The organism is Bacillus sp. FSL E2-8868, from assembly GCF_038005505.1.
GTDB classification, from domain to species: domain Bacteria; phylum Bacillota; class Bacilli; order Bacillales; family Bacillaceae_G; genus Bacillus_A; species Bacillus_A mycoides.
The window spans coordinates 259,072-278,455 of the sequence record NZ_JBBOTI010000003.1 but is presented as its reverse complement, the minus strand read 5'-3'; the positions used below and the strand labels follow the sequence as shown (position 1 = coordinate 278,455).

General features: G+C 38.0%; 15 protein-coding genes, 1 pseudogene and 1 riboswitch. Of the genes and pseudogenes, 7 read left to right on the top strand and 9 right to left on the bottom strand.

What is annotated here, in order from left to right; translation table 11 throughout:
• Nucleotides 1-67 precede the first annotated feature (67 nt).
• Nucleotides 68-1,729 (top strand): L-lactate permease, encoded by a 1,662-nt coding sequence (lldP, locus tag NSS74_RS22580; RefSeq protein ID WP_002016180.1) that lies wholly within the window; start codon nt 68-70, stop codon nt 1,727-1,729.
• 71 nt (nt 1,730-1,800) lie between these two features.
• Nucleotides 1,801-1,916: riboswitch (TPP riboswitch) on the top strand.
• Nucleotides 1,917-2,028: 112 nt separating this feature from the next.
• Nucleotides 2,029-3,789: a phosphomethylpyrimidine synthase ThiC gene (gene thiC / locus NSS74_RS22575; RefSeq protein ID WP_002068339.1), complete on the top strand. Its 1,761-nt coding sequence runs from the start codon at nt 2,029-2,031 to the stop codon at nt 3,787-3,789.
• Nucleotides 3,790-4,040: 251 nt separating this feature from the next.
• On the opposite strand, the gene NSS74_RS22570 is transcribed toward thiC, so the two are convergent.
• From NSS74_RS22570 to cydA, 3 genes are all read right to left on the bottom strand, one after another.
• Nucleotides 4,041-5,399, bottom strand: coding sequence for an arsenic transporter (locus NSS74_RS22570; protein ID WP_340814351.1), 1,359 nt, complete (start codon nt 5,397-5,399; stop codon nt 4,041-4,043).
• 219 nt (nt 5,400-5,618) lie between these two features.
• Nucleotides 5,619-6,644, bottom strand: coding sequence for a cytochrome d ubiquinol oxidase subunit II (locus NSS74_RS22565; RefSeq protein ID WP_002089640.1), 1,026 nt, complete (start codon nt 6,642-6,644; stop codon nt 5,619-5,621).
• Complete coding sequence (gene cydA / locus NSS74_RS22560) at nt 6,637-7,992, bottom strand: cytochrome ubiquinol oxidase subunit I (protein ID WP_159147259.1); 1,356 nt, start codon at nt 7,990-7,992, stop codon at nt 6,637-6,639. The genes NSS74_RS22565 and cydA overlap by 8 nt, the downstream gene beginning before the upstream one ends.
• A 252-nt stretch (nt 7,993-8,244) precedes the next feature.
• Here cydA and NSS74_RS22555 point away from each other — a divergent pair, with 252 nt between their 5' ends.
• Nucleotides 8,245-8,394, top strand: coding sequence for a hypothetical protein (locus tag NSS74_RS22555; RefSeq protein WP_002016173.1), 150 nt, complete (start codon nt 8,245-8,247; stop codon nt 8,392-8,394).
• 89 nt (nt 8,395-8,483) lie between these two features.
• On the top strand, nt 8,484-9,569 hold the full coding sequence (locus tag NSS74_RS22550) for a transcriptional regulator (RefSeq protein WP_340814349.1): 1,086 nt from the start codon (nt 8,484-8,486) through the stop codon (nt 9,567-9,569).
• 67 nt (nt 9,570-9,636) lie between these two features.
• On the opposite strand, the gene NSS74_RS22545 is transcribed toward NSS74_RS22550, so the two are convergent.
• Nucleotides 9,637-10,521, bottom strand: a complete 885-nt coding sequence (locus tag NSS74_RS22545; RefSeq protein ID WP_002129960.1) for a LysR family transcriptional regulator — start codon at nt 10,519-10,521, stop codon at nt 9,637-9,639.
• A 135-nt stretch (nt 10,522-10,656) separates the two neighbouring features.
• Here NSS74_RS22545 and NSS74_RS22540 point away from each other — a divergent pair, with 135 nt between their 5' ends.
• Nucleotides 10,657-12,657: a YhgE/Pip domain-containing protein gene (locus NSS74_RS22540; RefSeq protein WP_340814348.1), complete on the top strand. Its 2,001-nt coding sequence runs from the start codon at nt 10,657-10,659 to the stop codon at nt 12,655-12,657.
• 57 nt (nt 12,658-12,714) lie between these two features.
• Here the strand turns inward: NSS74_RS22540 and NSS74_RS22535 are convergent, their stop codons facing one another.
• The 5 genes and pseudogenes from NSS74_RS22535 to NSS74_RS22515 all read right to left on the bottom strand — a co-directional run bounded on the left by NSS74_RS22535 (nt 12,715) and on the right by NSS74_RS22515 (nt 17,536).
• The gene (locus NSS74_RS22535) at nt 12,715-13,095 is read right to left on the bottom strand and encodes a VOC family protein (RefSeq protein ID WP_340814347.1); all 381 of its coding nucleotides are present in this window, start codon (nt 13,093-13,095) and stop codon (nt 12,715-12,717) included.
• A 195-nt stretch (nt 13,096-13,290) separates the two neighbouring features.
• Complete coding sequence (locus tag NSS74_RS22530; protein WP_340814345.1) at nt 13,291-14,448, bottom strand: acyltransferase; 1,158 nt, start codon at nt 14,446-14,448, stop codon at nt 13,291-13,293.
• A gap of 156 nt (nt 14,449-14,604) precedes the next feature.
• Complete coding sequence (locus NSS74_RS22525; protein WP_372488497.1) at nt 14,605-15,762, bottom strand: RNA-guided endonuclease InsQ/TnpB family protein; 1,158 nt, start codon at nt 15,760-15,762, stop codon at nt 14,605-14,607.
• A pseudogene (locus tag NSS74_RS28010) lies at nt 15,759-15,905 on the bottom strand (IS607 family transposase); the annotation flags it as partial. The gene NSS74_RS22525 and the pseudogene NSS74_RS28010, both read right to left, overlap by 4 nt.
• 413 nt (nt 15,906-16,318) lie before the next feature.
• Nucleotides 16,319-17,536 (bottom strand): dicarboxylate/amino acid:cation symporter, encoded by a 1,218-nt coding sequence (locus tag NSS74_RS22515; protein ID WP_002139104.1) that lies wholly within the window; start codon nt 17,534-17,536, stop codon nt 16,319-16,321.
• Between the two features lie 224 nt (nt 17,537-17,760).
• Here NSS74_RS22515 and NSS74_RS22510 point away from each other — a divergent pair, with 224 nt between their 5' ends.
• Nucleotides 17,761-18,063 carry a PTS sugar transporter subunit IIB gene (locus NSS74_RS22510; protein WP_002139105.1) on the top strand — a complete coding sequence of 101 codons (303 nt, stop codon included), beginning with the start codon at nt 17,761-17,763 and terminating at the stop codon, nt 18,061-18,063.
• 14 nt (nt 18,064-18,077) lie between these two features.
• Complete coding sequence (gene celB, locus NSS74_RS22505; protein WP_340814342.1) at nt 18,078-19,379, top strand: PTS cellobiose transporter subunit IIC; 1,302 nt, start codon at nt 18,078-18,080, stop codon at nt 19,377-19,379.
• Nucleotides 19,380-19,384: the final 5 nt, after the last annotated feature.

Here is a 19,384-nt window from a genome sequence, read left to right as displayed (position 1 = left end):
ATGACCTGGTAGTCTATTGATAAGGTTATATCTTATTTAAAAGGGGATTCTTTAGGGGGAGAGAACAATGAACACATGGACACAAGTTTACGATCCGTTCGGTAACATTTGGATTTCAGCAGCAGTCGCACTTATTCCAATCATCTTTTTTTTCTTAGCTTTAGCGGTTTTCCGCATGAAGGGGTATGTGGCAGGATTTATTACAGTTGTATTAACGATTTTGGTGGCGTTATTTGCGTATAAAATGCCATTCACAATGGCAATGGCAGCGACCGGATACGGTTTCTTATACGGATTATGGCCAATTGCGTGGATTATCATTATGTCAGTATTTTTATATAAAATTTCTGTGAAAACAGGTCAATTTGATGTCATTCGTGCATCTGTATTATCCATTACGAATGACCATCGTTTACTCGTTATTTTAATCGGATTTTCATTTGGAGCATTTTTGGAAGGGGCAGCAGGATTTGGTGCACCAGTAGCGATTACGGCAGCGCTTCTGGCAGGCCTTGGGCTAAATCCTTTATATGCAGCAGGTCTTTGTTTAATCGCAAATACTGCACCAGTAGCGTTCGGAGCGATGGGGATTCCGATTACAGTTGCTGGACAAGTGACAGGCATTGATCCGCATAAAATTGGACAAATGGCTGGGCATCAATTACCGTTCTTATCTTTATTTGTTCCGTTCTTTATCGTATTTTTAATGGATGGCTTTAAAGGAGTAAAACAAACGTGGCCTGCTTTATTTGTAGCGGGTAGTTCATTTGCAATTACACAGTTTATTACAGCGACGTTTTTAGGACCAGAACTTCCGGATATTACGTCAGCGCTTGTAAGTTTAGTAAGTTTATCGCTATTTTTAAAAGTTTGGCAGCCGAAAGAAATTTATCAAACTAAGCAAGCGAATAGTGAAGTAGCAGCAACGACGACGGCGACATCTATGCCGAAACTAACGGTAGGAAAAGTAGTAAAAGCGTGGTCTCCGTTCATTATTTTGACTGTGATGGTAGTCATCTGGAGCCAGAGTTTCTTTAAAGCGTTATTCGCTCCGGGCGGCGCTTTAGAAAGTCTCGTATTTAAATTTGAAGTTCCAAGCTTGCACAATTTAGTAATGAAAGCAGAGCCAATTGTAAATAAACCAACACCTTATGAAGCAATCTTGAAATTAGATATTTTATCAGCGACTGGAACAGCAATTTTAATTGCTTGTATCATTTCTATCTTTATTTTGAAAATGAGTGCAAAAGATGCAGTAGCAACATTTAAAGAAACGTTAAACGAACTAAAAATGCCAATTTTATCTATTGGATTCGTATTAGGATTCGCATTTATCGCAAATTATTCTGGTCTATCTTCTACATTAGCGTTAGCACTTGCAGGAACTGGCGGATTATTCCCGTTCTTCTCACCATTCTTAGGATGGATTGGCGTATTCTTAACAGGATCAGATACGTCAGCGAACGCACTGTTCTCGAATTTACAAGCAATTACAGCGCAGCAAGTCGGTGTATCTGAAGTGCTTCTTGTTGCAGCAAATACAACGGGCGGTGTAACAGGTAAAATGATTTCTCCGCAATCAATTGCGATTGCTTGTGCGGCAGTTGGACTTGCTGGGAAAGAGTCAGATTTGTTCCGCTTTACATTGAAGCATAGTTTATTCTTCGTTACTATTGTTGGGATTATGACGTATGTGCAGGCTTATTATTTAACTTGGATGATTCCGTAAACAACAAAAGAAATAAACTTTGCATTTTTCAGATTATAGTGTATGATGGGAAAGTATTGAAAATTAAATCAGTGATAAACTAGGGGTGCCTAACGTATGCGTAGGCTGAGAGAGAAGCGTGTGAACTTCTTAACCCTTTGGACCTGATCTGGCTCGTACCAGCGTAGGGAAGTTAACGGCTTTACATAATTATGCCTTTATGAGCCAGGTCCTTATTCTTTTATGGACCTGGCTCTTTTTATTTTGGCATGCGCTGGCCATATCTCGTCCTTGTCACGAACAGGGGGGCAACAAAGGTTATGAAACAGTCTGTTTCAGCTGAGCAAATTGAATTGAAATCGAGTTTACCAGGAAGTAAGAAAGTGTATGTGGATGGAACACGTGAAGGTATGAAAGTACCAATGCGCGAGATTGAACAAAGCGATACGAACGGTGTTCAAAATCCGCCAATCCGTGTGTATGATACGAGTGGACCTTATACAGATCCAGAGTATAAAGTGGAGCTGGAAAAAGGGTTGCAGGCGCCGCGCCACTCTTGGACCTTGGGGCGTGGTGATGTGGAAGCTTATGAAGGACGCGAAATTAAACCTGAGGATGACGGTGTGAAAGTGGCTTCAAAACATACACCTGTTTTCCCGCAAATGGATCGTAAGCCGCTTAGAGCGAAGCAAGGTGCAAATGTTTCGCAAATGCATTATGCGCGTAATGGCATTATTACGTCTGAGATGGAATATGTTGCGATTCGTGAAGGGGTAGAGCCTGAATTTGTTCGTAAGGAGATTGCAGAAGGTCGTGCGATTTTGCCGGCGAACATTAACCATCCTGAAGCGGAACCGATGATAATTGGACGTAATTTTCACGTGAAGGTAAATGCAAATATCGGAAACTCTGCTGTATCGTCTTCTATTGCAGAAGAAGTAGAGAAGATGACGTGGGCGACTCGCTGGGGTGCAGATACGATTATGGATTTATCTACAGGTAAAAACATTCATACAACACGTGAGTGGATTATTCGTAATGCTCCGGTACCAGTTGGAACTGTGCCAATTTATCAAGCGCTTGAAAAAGTAAACGGAATTGCAGAGGATTTAACGTGGGAAGTGTATCGTGATACGTTAATTGAGCAGGCGGAGCAAGGCGTTGATTACTTCACGATTCACGCTGGTGTATTACTTCGTTACATTCCAATTACTGCAAAGCGTATGACAGGTATTGTTTCGCGCGGTGGTTCGATTATGGCGCAGTGGTGTTTATTCCATCATAAAGAAAACTTCCTATATACTCACTTTGAAGAGATTTGTGAAATTATGAAGCAGTACGATGTTTCGTTTTCTCTTGGAGATGGATTACGTCCAGGTTCTATTGCAGATGCAAATGACGAAGCGCAGTTTTCTGAGCTTGAGACACTTGGTGAATTAACAAAAATCGCTTGGAAACATGATGTGCAAGTTATGATTGAAGGACCTGGGCATGTACCGATGCATTTAATTAAAGAAAATATGGAGAAAGAACTTGATATTTGTCAGGGTGCGCCGTTCTATACACTTGGGCCGTTAACGACAGATATTGCACCAGGTTATGATCATATTACTTCAGCGATTGGTGCTGCGATGATCGGCTGGTTTGGAACGGCGATGCTTTGTTATGTAACCCCGAAAGAACATTTAGGTTTACCGAACAAAGATGATGTTCGCGAAGGGGTTATTACGTACAAAATCGCTGCGCATGCAGCCGATCTTGCGAAAGGGCATAAAACGGCTCATCAGCGTGATGATGCACTTTCAAAAGCACGATTTGAATTCCGTTGGCGCGACCAATTTAATTTATCTTTAGATCCTGAACGCGCGATGGAGTACCATGATGAAACGTTGCCAGCAGAAGGGGCGAAAACAGCGCATTTCTGTTCAATGTGTGGCCCAAAGTTTTGTAGTATGAGAATTTCACATGATATTCGTGAATATGCGAAAGAAAATGACTTAGAAACGACAGAAGCAATTGAAAAAGGAATGAAAGAGAAAGCGGTAGAATTCAAAGAAACTGGTAGTCACTTATATCAATAATACGTTACACCTCTTTACTTGATTGATCACACTGTACCTAACTTAAATATAGAAGAAGCCCCCTTTGCTAAGACGGTAGCAAAGGGGGCTTCTGTCGTCTATCCCGCTATTTGTGGGCAGTAAAACTCCCACCTCAAAATTCGGCTGGAGCAAAGAAGTTAGGTGGGAGATAAACTGCCCGTAAACGCCCGATTGGTGCGGGCTAATAATCAGTGGGGGATGAACACCCACCCACCTTATAAAGTTTCACTTTATAAGGTGAAGAATAATTGTACCCAGTAGTATAAGAGGAATAATGTGACGACTGTTGTGAGTGGGATTACGATGAGAGATACGCTTAAATAATCTTTCCATTTCACTTTAATTTTGTTTTGTCTTAAGATATACATCCAAATGAGGGAAGCTAGTGTACCGATTGGTAATAATAGTGAACCGATGTCACTACCGATGATATTTGCGAGATAGATAGTTTTTAATGTGACTGGATCTAGTCCCATTTCTGTTAATGTGATTGTACCAATCATAAGTGCAGGGTGGTTATTGAAGACGTTAGAGAGGAGGGAAACGAGTCCGCCCATTGCAAAGCTGGCATAGAGTAGATGCTGACTTACAACTGGTTCGAGCCAACTTACAAGTGCCGCTGTTAACCCTGCGTTATGAAGCCCGTAAATAATTACATACATAGAGAAAGCGAAAATTAAAATGTGCCACGGTGTCTTTTTCAAAATATCGACTGGGTTTGTTCGTAAGTAGTACCATCTCCAGATGAGAAGAACGAGTGAACCGAGTACGGCAACAATTTCGATTGGAATCGATAAGAAGGATGCAACGAATAGAAGACAGCGCATAAGGAAGACGAAGCCTAATACTTTTAACATGAATTTCGTACGTTTTTGTTTCGTATTAACAGAATTTTGTCCTTTTAACGGATGGAAGTTTTTCGTGAAGAAAATTTCTTCAATATCATATGAAGAAACAGGTAATCTTTCTGGAAGTTTTTTCTTTAAAACTGTATACATGAGCCATGACATAAACAGTAGTCCTAGTGTTGCAGGTACAAACATCATAGCTGTATGCATATAAAGAGTCATATTAACAATATTTAATGCGATTAAGTTTACGATATTACTTACACCGATTGGTGCACTAGATGCAGTGGCAATTAAAGCACCGCTTAATAAATAAGGGATTTGTTGATGAGGTTTTAATTGAAGGTTTTTCAGAAGTAAAATCAAAATCGGTGTTGTAATTAAAATACTACCGTCATTATTAAATAAAAGAGTCATAAGAAAACATAGTAATTGAATGTACCAGTATAGGCGTCGTCCGGAACCTTTCGCTAAATTTGCGAGTTTCGCTGCGGACCAGTGGAAGAAGCCGAAGCTTTCTAATATAACCGCCATAACGATGGTCGCTAATATCGTTATAGAGGCACCGCCGATTTTACTTATAATGTCTATGACGTCTGGTTTTGATACAAGTCCAGTAATGAGGATAATGCTAGCGCCGACTGCTGCCGGCCACGCCTCATTTAAACCACGAGGGCGCCAAAAGATAATAATCATCGTTAAGAAGAATACAATAATAGTAATCCATATTTCAATGCTCATATTTAACCTACCTTTCTATTTTCCCTTGAACAAATGTAGCTTGTCTCAAGTTTATATAGCATTATATTCAAAATAAAATAAGAAGAACTAGGCATCTACCTTAATCTAGTGAATATGTGTATTTTGAGCAATAAGGCAAGTATAAGTAGTAGTGTAATAACTATTAGGAGAGGAGTCTAATAAATTAGGGGCATTCTATGTGTGAATGCCCCTAATTTACTATTTTTCCTTTAAAAATGTTCGATCTTTTAAGAATAAATTCCAGAAGAAAATAAATCCTGGTAGTAAAATTGCAATCCCGATTGCGTAAAGAATAAGAAGTGCATAGAATGTTTCGACCGTCGTAAAGCTTGTAAATACAGTTACGTCCGGGTAAATGATATAAGGTAAATGGGCGACGCCGTAAGCGTAGCTTGCAAATGCATATTGAGCGACGACAGCTAAAACTGCAATGCGAGGAAAGCCTAGTGTGCCATATTTCTTATTTGTCCACCAAAGGGAAGAGTATCCGATAACAAATAAAATGATAGAGACTGTAAACCATGGGAATTGCTTTATTAGTCCTTGCATAAGCCAGTGTGTTTCAGGGTCCATTACAACGAGAGCGATAATAGCAGTCACGAGCGTTGCAGGACCAAGTATGATGGCATTTCTTCTATAAATTCGGTACGTATCTTCAGAACCTTGTTCCCTAGCAAAATCAGCAAGAAAGAGAGATGATAGAAATAGTTCCGAAGTTAGTCCGAAGAGCATATAACAATAAATAACGGGACTAGAAAGAAGTTTTCCGTAAAGGAGCACTTCTTTTCCTTCAGACATCGTAATATAGGCACCTTCTGTAACTGGCAGAACGGTAATTAATAGAGCTGGGATTAAGAGCCCGGTAATACCTGAAATAATCCGAAGAAGGTGTTGGTATTTTGGCAGGGAGTAAGCAAATACCATAAATGTACTACGAATCGCAACGAGTACTAAAATTAACATAACTGGTACAAACATAACGGTTGCAAGGGTAAAGGCCGCTTTTGGGAAGAAACCGAGAAAAGCAACGACGACAAAGACAAGAAACGTATTCGTTACTTCCCAAGTTGGTGATAAGTACCGATTAGCAAGCTTGGCAGCAAGCGTCGGGTGTTTAGCGTATACCATGCCCCAAAAACCAGCTCCAAAATCAATAGATCCTAATATGCTATATACGAAAATAAGAGCCCATAAGATGATGATTGCAATGCTTTCCTCATGCACGAGAATCGCCTCCTTCGTGATGTAAATCATTCTTTAACGGATGTTTCTTAAAGAATGTCCGTAGTACAAAGACGGTTAAAATACCAAGTCCGATATATAAAATGATGAATAAAACAAATAAAGGACCGACGAAATCAGCGCGCGTAGAAGCATCTACCGTGCGTTGCATGCCATAAATTGTCCATGGCTGACGACCACTACAACTAAAAATCCATCCGAATTCAATACCGAGCAACATAACGGGTCCACAGGCGGCAGCTCCCCAAAGAAGCCACTTCGGTAACTCTACTCCTTTTTTTCGGTAAACAAAGTACCAATATAAGAGGGCAATAGCTGCAACTGCAAAGGTAAAGGCAGCAGTGCCGACCATTAAGTTGAATAGTGTATGTGTGTAAAATGGTGGCCACGTTTCTTGCGGGAATTCATTTAGCCCTTTTACAACGGTGTTAGGGTCTAGTCCCACTAATAAGCTAAGCATGTTCGGAATTTCAAGGGCATAGTTTAGTTCAAGTGTGTTAGGGTCCACAATCCCGCCAATCGATAAAGGCGCGTGTGATGTTGTTTCAAACAAAGCTTCAGCAGATGCTAGTTTTTCAGGTGAATGTTTATGTAAGGCAATAGCAGATTCGTGTCCTGAAAGCCACATCGTAGCACCTGTGATAAATGTAACGACAAGCCCTAACAGTAATCCTTTTTTATGGTAAGCAATTTCACGAGCGCTTAAATTTTTCTTTAATAATTTAAATCCAGCGATAGAAGCGATAACAGCTGCTCCAGTTGTATAGGCCGTAATAACGACGTGGAATGCACTTGTGCCAAAGCTCGGATTAAAGAAAGCTTTCCACGGATCAACGTTAAAAACTGAGCCATCTGGATTCATTGAAAAGCCCGCAGGTGTATTCATCCATGTGTTTGCCGATGTAATAAGCACGGCGGATGCAGTGGCGCCAATCATAACGAAAAATAGCGAGATTAATCTCATAACTGGAGGTAGTTTATCAGCCGCATATACGTAAATAGACATGAATAAAGCCTCTAAAAAGAAGGCGAAAATCTCAATTTGAAATGGAACGGAAATAACTTGCCCAACAATTTTGGCGAAACCAGGCCAAAGAAGTGAAATTTGTACACCAACAATTGTTCCAGTTGGAATTGCTACACCGAGAAGGATAGCAAAAGCCTTTGTCCATCTTTTTGCCATAATGGCATAGTCGGAATCTTTCTTCCAGTGATAGAGTATTTCACTTATAAAAATCATTAAAGAAAGCCCGACTCCAAGCGTTGCAAAGATAATGTGGAATGCTAATGAAGAACCAAAAAATGCCCTTGCTAATGTTACGGTATCCATATGTATACTCCCCTTCTTTTTGCCATTATTTTCTGATTGAATTGGAAAATTTATTCAAAAAACTACTAAAAATATATATGTATTTAAAAAATGAGTACGGTAATATAGTGTTTAAATATTCTAAAAAGAAAGAAATTGATGTTTAGTAATATTTTATTTGTTTTTTAGGGCTGAATCTTTTATAATCTTTTATGCGAACGTAAGTTCTATTTCCGGGATGAAGAAGTTTATGTGAAATGGAGAGGGTGTTTTATGTATCCTGAAGTCATTAAAAAAATGGCATTTTCAAGAGAGCATAGAGATTTGTTATTAAAGTTGTATAATAAAGAAATTACGCGTCGTGAATATGATCGACTTGTGGAATCGCTATATAGACCTTCTAAAGAGGCTTGCGAAGGATAAGGTGGGAGAGACAATCTAAAGGATTGTCTTTTTTATATTTGCGTATGTTCTGGTAAAATTAAGGTTAGCCTTAAAAGGAGGTGAAAAGCTTGCGAAAACGTTTATATATAGGGATTGGGGTTATTCTCTTAATCGCTTTAGGTGGAGTTGTATTTTGGTCAGCTTTACAAGGAAATCGTACCGAGCATTTTATTTTACGACATATGGTGAATGAAAATGGAACACTTGCAACGTATCGCTTAGAGGATACAAAGGCAGGTAAGGGTGAAGCGAAGGGCCGTGAAGCTTTATCAGAATCTGCAGGGTTATGGCTACAATATACACTTGATAAAGATGAGCAAGCTTTATTTGATGAACAAGTGAAGGTTATTCAAAATAACTTTGTACACAAGGATCGCATCGTTATATGGAAAATCTCTGAAAAGGGAGAAATGCAGTCAGCTACTAATGCACTTATCGATGATCTTCGTATTATAGAACAATTATATCGTGCTTATGAAATATACAAGGAAGATCGCTATAAAAACCTTGCAGATCAATTGAGTGATTCTGTACTTCGTTATAATAAAAAAGGTAATTATTACGTTGATTATTACGATGCAGATACAGGAAAACAAAATAACTTTGCAACAACATCTTACATAAATCCGCATGCATTCTCTTATATGAAAAAGTATGGAAAAATTTCTGCACAGCAGTATCAGGAAGTTGTTCAGTTTTTAGCGGATTACCCAAGGCAGGGCTGGGCATTCCCGAAAGAGTATAAAGATGATGGGACATTTACGTACGATAAAGAAGTGAATCTTATTGATCAATCATACGTTGCTTATCATCGCAGTTTAGGCAGTCTTTCATCAGATGCTTATTTGGAATTTATAAAGAAGAAATTTCGCGAAGATGGAAAGTTATACGGTCGTTATAACTTAGAAACGGGAAAACAAGCTGTGAACTATGAATCACCAGCATCTTACGGATTAACAATTTTGTACGTACTACAAACAGGTGATACAAAGTTTGCGAAGGAATTATATGAGCGGATGACTACATTCCGAAATGATAATGTATTTAGTAGATATTATGGTGGATATGTAACAGGTGAGAATAATAATACGCATATTTTCGATAACGTATTGCCGCTTTTAGCGGAAATGGAATTGGATAAGAGTAAAAAATAGAAGGTGCCATCCTATGGGGATGGTACCTTCTATTTGTGTCGTTATTTGTTTGTAAAGCGATATAATTTTACGCCCTAATATTGGAGAAGTAATCAATCACGAATTCACGAAATTGCTGGGCGGTGTTTGATAAATAGCGCTTCTTCGACCAACTTAAGCCGATAGTTCGTTCGCAATTAGGTTCAATAATACGTAACTTATTTGATGCTAAAGTAGAGTTTTTTAATAAAGTTAAACTTGGGACAAAGGCGATGCCAAGACCTTGCTTAATGAGATCGCTAATCACGGTTGGTTCATCTACTTCAAAAGCGATATGTGGAGTGAAACCAGCTTTTTTACAAAATTCATCTGTTAAGTGCCGAAATCCGTAACCAGTGTTCATACTAATAAACGATTCGTCTTTTACTTCATGCAAATAGATACTTTCGCGGTTTGATAACCGATGTCCTGAAGGAACAGCTAAGAAAATTTCTTCTGTGATAAGTGGTTCCCAAACCATTTCCTCGCCTTCAATTGGTACAGAGGAGATACAAAAATCAATTTCCATATTATCTAGTTGCCGTTTCATAGAAGGAGTAGATGCGAGAAATTGTTGGAATCGAACGTTAGGATGTTCTAGTAAAAAAGAACCGAGTAGCTCGGGTAATATTCTTGGAATAGAAACTGCAAGTGTAATAGAGCCTTGTTGTAATTCAGCTAAATCTTTAATTTCTCTTTCCCCTTCACTTAATTCATGAAAAATGCGCTCTACTCGTTTTAAAAATACTTTGCCGAAAGAGTTTAATGTAATCTGTCGACCTTGGCGATCAAATAAGGGGACGCCTAAGTCCTTTTCTAGTCTAGCGATTGTTTTACTGAGTGAAGGCTGCGCGATATGCAATTCTTCAGCTGCTTTTGTCATATGTTCTAGTCGTGCGACTGTCTGAAAGTATTTTAATTGAAGAAGTTCCACTTCGAATCTCCTTTCTATAGACCAAAAGGAATGAATTGATAATTAAAGATGTATTATACAGTATGGAAAGTGACGTGTATAGTAAATCTGTTAAACCATTCGAAGGGTGTTAAATTAGGAGAAGGAGTATGTTTCATGAAGGGAATTCAACTTATATTTAAAGATTGGAAGGCGATGTGGAACCATAAACATGGACGTATCGCTTTAATTTTTTTATTAATCGTTCCTTTAATTTATTCAGGATTCTTCTTAGCTGGATATTGGGATCCGTACGGAAAATTAGATAAATTACCTGTTGCAGTTGTTAATTTAGATAAGGGTGCTGTGATGGATGAAAAAACAATCCAGGCTGGAGACGATTTTGTTAAAAATTTAAAAGAGAATAAGGAATTGGAGTTTCATTTCGTATCAGAAAAAGATGCTGATGAAGGGCTAAAAGAAGATAAGTATTATATGGTGGTTACGATTCCGGAGGAGTTCTCTAAAAAGGTAAGTACACTAATGGATGAGAAACCAGAGCCGGCGAGGCTGCAGTACAAAGTAAATCCAGGGAAAAACTTTGTAGCAGCTCAAATTGGAACGACAGCTGTTGAAAATATGAAAACAAAAATCTCAAATAGTATTACGAAATCTTATACAGAAGGTGTCTTTTCAAAGTTTCAAGATTTGGCACAAGGGTTGAGTGATGCAAGAAATGGCGCTGAGAAGTTACATGAAGGAACGACGGATGCAAAAAATGGGGCGAATCAGCTTGCAGATGGTATTCATCGTTTAAGTGACGGGACATCAAAAGTGAAAGAGGGAAGTGAAAAACTTGCTTCTAGCCAATCGGCCTTAACTGGGGGAGCAAATGAGCTTAGTCAGGGAGCGACATCACTTCATAATGGTATGGAGCTGCTAGCACAGGGTGAGAAGTCTTTACAATCAGGAGTTAGTGAATTAAGTGCTGGTACAAATGAATGGGTGAACGGAAGTGAGAAACTTGCTGAAGGGCAAGTGAAAGCGGACAATGCAGCAAATAGTGTAAAACAACAATTAGAAGAGTACGTGAAAAGTCATCCAGAAGTGCAGCAAGATCCTGCTTTTCAAAAGATCATTGCTACTTCTAACGGATTAGCTAAAGCAACAAACACTTTAAATAATAGCCAACAACAATTGACACAAGGTGCGCGGAAGCTTACTGATGGTCAGCATAAGATTGAGGAAGGCATGAATACATTCGGAGTTAAGTTAAACGAAGCTACCGCTGGAACGAAAAAGATAGCAGATGGTACTTCGAATTTAGCTGATGGATTTATGAAGTGGGGAAATGGATTTACATCATTACAAGAAGGTGTAAATCACCTTGCGAGTGGCGGAACAGAGCTGAATCATGGTGCTGATAAGTTAACGAACGGACTTGTTAAACTTGACGATGGTGCGAAAGAACTTTCTACGAAATTGGGAGAGGGCGCAGAGAAGATAGCGGATGTTCGCAATGATGATGCACGCAATACGATGTTCTCAGAGCCGGTTCAATTAGTGAAGTCGACAGTTTCTGATGTGCCTAACTACGGTTCAGGTATTGCACCATACTTTTTATCACTGGCATTTTATGTTGGCGGAATTATGGCATCGAATATTTTACCTCTTGGCCGTAGACAAAATATGAAGGTAAGCGGAACAGTACATTTTATTAATAAACTAGGATTGGTATATTTAATTGGACTTATTCAAGCATTACTTGTGGATGTGGCTGTGCTAGGAGTTATGAAATTAGAAGTTGCAAGTGTGCCACTCTTTGTTTTATCAAGTATTATTATTTCCTTTACGTTCATGACATTTATTCTTATGTTAGTAACGGTATTTGGTCTTGTTGGAAAGTTCTTAGCAGTAACGCTTCTCGTCCTGCAATTAGCGACGAGCGGGGGTACTTTCCCAGGAGAATTAAATATAGCTGTTCTTAGCAAAATTGGACAATTTCTCCCAATGTCTCATTCTCTTAGAGGGTTACAAGATGTGATTTCTTTAGGCGATTGGTCGCAATTACAAATGCAAATTTTAATATTGTTATGCTATCTCGTTGTTGCTGGCGGAATTGCTTGGATCACGAGTCATATACGGCATAAGGAAACGAATGCAGAGCAAGTTTCATAATATAAAGAAGCTATCCGGATAAAAGGTTTTATTACGACCTTTTCGGATAGCTTTTTCTTATTTCTTTTCCATTACCGCAAAGTAATTATTTTCATTATCAGCAAAGTTGAATGCTCTACCTGTAGGTAAATCTACAACTTGTCCAACTGTAACATTTTTCTCAGAAAGATCTTTATACAGTTGATCTAAGTTATTAGAGAAGAACATAAGTGAAGGGGTATTTAAGTTTAATTCAGGTTGCATCTTCGCGATTAACGCTTTATCGTGAAGGACGATGCTTGTTCCGGCTTCTTTTGCCGGCGCAATTTCAATCCAGCGAAACCCTTGTCCGTTATTCTCTTCCGCAATAATTTGGAATCCTACTGTTTCTGTCCAAAATTGTACTGATTTATCTTGGTTATTTACATATAACATAATTTGTCCAATTTGATTGATCATAGGTGTCTCCTGCTTTCTTTTCTTATATGAAATACTATCCCGCATTAACGGGCAGTAAGACCCCTACCTCAAAATTCAGCAAAAGAAAAGAAGTTAAGTGGGGATCGGGCTGCCCGTAAATGCCCGATTGGTGAGGGCTGATAATCAGTGGGGGATGAAGAACCCCTCCACTGATTAAAGTTTCACTTTATTATATCAAAGATATGGTTTGAATACCTTTTCGTGATTTTTCCGAAGTACAATCTTCGCCCATTTCATATTTGTTGTAGGGGAAGGCCCTGTAATCCACGTATGAAATGGTAGTATGCTGCAAATGACCATTGCTGAAATAGAGAATGTGGCCGTTAGTATAAATAATAATAGGCTATATAATATTGTGTTTTCTTGCAATGTAAATAAAGAAAGAAATTTTGTACATAGTTGTAAGAAGAAAAAATGAGCTAGATAAGCGCCATACGTGTAATTCCCGATAAAACGTAAAGCTTTATATAAGAAACCACGTCGCTGTACAATTGTAATAGATAACACGTACAGTATCATAATTTCACAAACAATATATAAAAACATGGACGGTTTTAAATAAGTAGAAACCGTTAAATGAATAGAATTGGCGCCGTAAAAACTAAATAACTCATAATTGATGAATAAAAATAAGATGAAAAATAGTATTGTGATAAGCGGAATATGTTTCATGACAAATATACGCCAAGTTTTTAATGATACAGCAGCTATTCCTCCCATGACGAAATAGAATGAGTAGAAGAAGAAGGAACGATCTGTATAATGTAAAATGGTTGAACTAGTCAGTTTCTCTCCATTAAAAATGTAGTGAGAAGAATACCACATTAAGAAGAAATATAGACAAGCGAAAATGGTCATATATTTATATATGTCTTTTTTATTTTCTGTTCGTTTTTGAAACCAATAAAATAGTGTGCATAGTAACGGGAACAATAAGTGAATTTGGAACATCATAATAACGTACCAAAGATGAGGTGCAGCTGTTCCGAGTAATAAACTTTTTATTCCGCCTTGTAGTGTAATGACATCGTTTGTTGTTAATAGATAAAGAATAGACCAAAAGAAATAAGGGATGAGTAAATGTGTGGATTTTTCATAAATATACTCTTTGTAAACGAGTTGCTTCGTATATTGCCGAATTAAATGGAAGCCGACGATAAATATGAATGCAGGTGCTGAAAATTTTGCAAGATTAAATAGCATGCCCATAATGAGGGATTGCTCGAGTAAGACATTTCCTTGATTCATTGTATATAATAAGGAACTTTGCAAAACGACAGCAAGAAATGCAATGCTTTGCAAAACTTTGAATTCTGGTGCACTTTGAGTCATTGTATCCATCTGCTACTAAAAATATAGACAAATATATTCTCAGAGTATTCCTGCTTCTCCGTGCCCTGCCTCGCCACTAACTCGCTACTACAGTTCGTTGTGACACTCCACAGGCGTAAATTCCGATGTAGCCCACCGTACATATATACAATCTATTTACGTTAGTATTGTATATTCTTTTGCTTGTAAAAGATTGATCGCTGCGTTCAAATCTCTATCCATTACATTGCCACATTCACATGTATATACCCGGTCAGACAGTTTTAAATCTGCTTTCTTTTGACCGCAACATGAGCATAACTTTGACGAGGGATAAAACCGGTTTACTTGACGTAATTCAATTCCGTATTCCTCACATTTCGTCAAAAGCCACGTTTTAAAAGTATAAAAAGACTGCTTGGCAATTGTTTTAGATAGATGTTTATTCTTCAGCATACCTTTCACATTCAAATCTTCGACTGTAATAAACGTTGGCTTGGTTTTCACCACATTCGTTACAATAGACTTTACATACTCTATTCGAATAGTCGCTAATCGAGCACATAGCTTTTGTACTCTAAGAACATTTTTATCTATATTCACTCTTTTATTAGTAACAGATTTTTCACCTCTCTTTTTTAGATGTTCAAATTTACGTGCTAAAGAGCGTTGTTCACGCTTTAATCGTTTTTCTATCTTTTTTACTTTTATTGTTTTGTTGATGTTTTTGTGAACGATACCATCGCTACGTGTAGCAAAATCCTTCACTCCTAAATCAATCCCTAAACCTGTTGAATTAAGTGTTGGCTTTGCTTTTATTTCTTCCAATTCGCAAAGAACAGATACAAAGTACCTTCCTGCTCTTTGATATACTGTGCCACTTTTTACATTTGCACTTTTAGGGATATATCCATATTCTTTTAACCTTACCCAACCCATTGTCGGGATTTTTACTCTATGCCTTTCTACTGTCCAATCAGTTTTGTTGTTTTTAGGAAAATAGCACTTCACATCTTGTTTTTTCTTTTTCTTATATCGTGGGAATTTAGATAAACCTTTAAAAAATCGCTTAAAAGCTTTATCCCCGTTCATAATCGCTTGTTTTACAGCTTTACTGGATACTTCTTTTATCCATTGATCACATTCTTTTGTATAGACATTGTTCAACCATTTTGAAAAGTCATACCCACTTAGAAACTTTCCTTCTGCTTCATACAACTCTTTGTTTTTAGAGATATACAGGTTGTAAACATACCTACACACACCAATCGTCTGATTTATTTGGGTTATTTGTTCTTTTGTCGGATGGATTTCTATTAGATATGCTCTTTTCATAAATCTTCATCCTCCGGTATTTTCTTTTTGTATTTCCTTAACCCGTAAATTATACAACTGCATACATGAAAGATAGGTAGTAAATCTTGAATAGGCTCTTCCTGTGAAGATAATTTTTCATTCGTTACAACAATAGTCTCTACCAAAAACGTATGAACCTATCTCAGGTAGTCTTTATACTGTTTATCTGTATAATGTTTTTTCTTTAGGGTTTCAGTAAGTGGTCAATACACCCTTATTCCCCCGCATCTGTAAAGTTCTTACAGAGACATTGATTATTTCAGCAAACTCTTTTGTTTTATATTACTGCATAGGTAAATTATAATATATTTTTGTATATTTCATATAACTGTATTTAACTCCTTTTCCATACATGATTATAGTACGGAGAATGGATGATAGGTGTGGAGTATTTGTGAAGATTATAACAAATTTGTGGCGGAATGGATTATTTCGAAATATATGTATCACAACTTTAAATATATCAACGATTATTCCAATATATCTATCACAACAAAAAAGAGGATGCTTGTTAGGAGCATCCTCTTTCTATATATTAAGCAAATTTATTTTTGATCCAGTTTTTACCTTCTACAAGGCGAGCTGTCATTACGGCACAAGCGTTATCTCCTGTTACGTTTAACACTGTTGCAGGAGGATCGATGATTGTACTAATTGCTGCGATAATTGGCAATGCTTCTGGTGGGAATCCGTATAGAGAAACGATTAACATTTCCCCAATCATACCGCCGCCTGGAATAGCACCCATTACTGTTCCTACTAATAGAGAAACGACAAGTGCGATTGCTAATGTTTTCGGTCCTTCGAATTCCATGTTGAAAATACCGAATAAGAAAGCAATTTTTAATACCCCGCCTAAAACAGATCCGTCTTTATGAAGTGTAGATCCAAGAAGGACAACTGTTTCACGAACGTCAGAAGAAATACCCATTTTCTTCGTTGCTTCTAAGTTCGATGGAATACTTGCGGCACTACTACAAGTTGCAAGTGATGTAACTGTAGGAGAGACCATGTTCTTCCAAAATACTTGTACACCTTGTTTGCGACCTGCAAGGTACGCATAGAATGTAAAGAATACAAAGAAGTAAATAAGAGAAGCTGGATAGTATACCATTGCTGCTCGGAAGTAAGTTCCAAGAAGTTGTGGTCCGAATTCACCAACTAATGCTGCGAAGTAGGCAGCTAGTCCGATTGGAGCGTAGTACATAATGAAAGATACAACTTTCATTGAAATTTCTGCACCAGCTTGTAGGAATGTAGCGAATGGTTTCCCTTTTTCACCAACTGCTGAAGTTGCAACCCCCATTAAGATAGAGAAGAAAATAAGAGCTAACATGTTCTCGCGAGATAGTAACTTTGAAAAGTCTGATACTGTTATGATACCAACAATTTGATCAGCAACGCTAACTGCTTTTTCAGCTTTATCAGGCTGCGTTAGTTCTAATACAACACCTTGTGCTGGCGGGAATACTTTCACGATAATAATCATAAAAATAGCAGCTAAAATACTTGTAAATAAGAAAGTTCCAGCCATACTAGACATAATTTTACCGAAACGTTTTAATCCATCCATATTAGCAATAGATGACGCGATGCTAAAGAATACTAAAGGTACAACAATCGTAAACATTAAGTTTAAGAAAATGTCACCAAGCGGCTTTAAAGCAACTGCATCGGCACCCATGAAATAACCAATGAAACCACCAATTAGGATAGAAGATAATAAAATAAGCGGAAAGCGATATGCCTTCATAAATATACCCTCCTATCGATTATAAAAAATCATACTGAATCATTATAGCGAGTTAGAGACTTCTTTACTAGGAAAATACGGATAGATGGAATAGCGTGAAAACCGAGAAATTTTTGTTTTTAAGCTCGGCATACAGTTAGAAATCTAGACATATATATTTGTAACCTAGTGGTGGCAAGGGCTACACCATAACTTAGGTTTGGAAAAAGGGGGAGGGGAGCGAGATGAATATTTTACTTTGCTGTGCAGCGGGAATGTCTTCCAGTTTGATTGTTACAAAAATGGAGAAAGCAGCAGAGGCAAGAGGGATAGAGGTAAAGATTTGGGCTGTATCAGGTTCAGAAGTGCGAAATCATATTGATACTGCAGATGTACTTTTACTTGGACCGCAAGTACGTTATTTATTACCGAAAATGAAAGAATTATGTAAGGAGAAGGGAATACCTGTTGATGTCATTCAATCCGTCCATTACGGACTTTGTAATGGAGAGGCTATCTTACAAGCAGCTTTGTCCATGAAACCATGAGGAGAGTGGGATAGATGATAGGGTTTTTAGAGAAATATGTGATGCCAGTGGCAGGAAAGGTTGCAGAGCAGAGGCATTTGCAGGCTATTCGTGATGGAATTATTTTAACGATGCCTTTCTTAATTATTGGATCATTTTTCCTTATTGTTAGTGCATTACCAATACCAGGATATAATGATTTTATGGCAGGTTTATTTGGTGAGAATTGGCAGAGAGCTTTAGGGTATCCAGTTAGTGCAACTTTTAATATAATGGCTTTAATAGCTGTTTTTGGAATCGCTTACAGACTTGGTGAGTATTATAAAGTAGATGCTTTAGCATCTGGTGCATTATCGCTTGTAACCTTCTTGCTTGCAACTCCATTTCAAGTTGCATATATTATACCAAGCACGAAGGAAAGTGTGATTGTAGATGGAGCAATCCCAGCGGCGCTAATGGGAAGCCAAGGTTTATTTGTAGCGATGATTATTGCAATTATATCTACTGAACTTTATCGGTTTATTGTACAAAAAAAGATGATTATAAAGATGCCGGAGACAGTTCCACCAGCTGTGACACGTTCATTTGCGGCACTTGTTCCAGGTTTTATTGTTGTAACGGTTATTTGGATTTTGCGCTTAATTATAGAAAATACTTCTTTTGGCAGTATCCATAATATTGTGGGGCAAATTTTACAGGAACCACTCAGTGTACTTGGTGCTAGTCTTTGGGGCGCAATAATAGCAGTTATTCTCGTTCATGTTCTTTGGTCTTGTGGAATTCATGGCGCTACTATTGTTGGTGGTGTAATGAGCCCCGTTTGGTTGTCGTTAATGGATCAAAACCGAGTTGCTTTCCAAGCAGGGCAAGATGTACCGAATACGATTACCGCACAGTTTTTTGATTTATGGATTTATATGGGTGGTTCTGGTGCAACACTCGCTTTAGTTGTAGGAATGTTACTATTTGCGCGAAGTCAGCAATTAAAAAGTTTAGGGCGATTGTCAATTGCGCCTGGTATATTTAATATTAATGAAATGGTAACTTTTGGTATGCCGATTGTAATGAATCCAATTTTACTTATTCCATTTATATTGGTTCCAGTTGTGTTAACGATTGTTTCTTACTTTGCAATGGAATGGGGATGGGTCGCACGTCCGAGCGGAGCGGCGGTACCTTGGACGACACCTATTCTTTTTAGTGGATATTTAGGATCAGGCGGGAAAATTTCAGGTGTTGTTTTACAACTTGTTAACTTTGCACTTGCATTCTTTATTTACTTACCGTTCTTAAAAATATGGGATAAACAAAAAGTAGCGGAAGAAAAGGGGGAGTAAAGAAC

Coding starts and splice junctions, on each gene's coding strand:
- NSS74_RS22570 (WP_340814351.1), bottom strand. CDS start 5,399: ATGAGCATTGAAATATGGATTACTATTATTGTATTCTTCTTAACGATG.
- cydA (WP_159147259.1), bottom strand. CDS start 7,992: ATGGATACCGTAACATTAGCAAGGGCATTTTTTGGTTCTTCATTAGCA.
- NSS74_RS22530 (WP_340814345.1), bottom strand. CDS start 14,448: ATGACTCAAAGTGCACCAGAATTCAAAGTTTTGCAAAGCATTGCATTT.
- NSS74_RS22540 (WP_340814348.1), top strand. CDS start 10,657: ATGAAGGGAATTCAACTTATATTTAAAGATTGGAAGGCGATGTGGAAC.
- thiC (WP_002068339.1), top strand. CDS start 2,029: ATGAAACAGTCTGTTTCAGCTGAGCAAATTGAATTGAAATCGAGTTTA.
- NSS74_RS22535 (WP_340814347.1), bottom strand. CDS start 13,095: ATGATCAATCAAATTGGACAAATTATGTTATATGTAAATAACCAAGAT.
- NSS74_RS22555 (WP_002016173.1), top strand. CDS start 8,245: ATGTATCCTGAAGTCATTAAAAAAATGGCATTTTCAAGAGAGCATAGA.
- NSS74_RS22525 (WP_372488497.1), bottom strand. CDS start 15,762: ATGAAAAGAGCATATCTAATAGAAATCCATCCGACAAAAGAACAAATA.
- NSS74_RS22510 (WP_002139105.1), top strand. CDS start 17,761: ATGAATATTTTACTTTGCTGTGCAGCGGGAATGTCTTCCAGTTTGATT.
- celB (WP_340814342.1), top strand. CDS start 18,078: ATGATAGGGTTTTTAGAGAAATATGTGATGCCAGTGGCAGGAAAGGTT.
- lldP (WP_002016180.1), top strand. CDS start 68: ATGAACACATGGACACAAGTTTACGATCCGTTCGGTAACATTTGGATT.
- NSS74_RS22515 (WP_002139104.1), bottom strand. CDS start 17,536: ATGAAGGCATATCGCTTTCCGCTTATTTTATTATCTTCTATCCTAATT.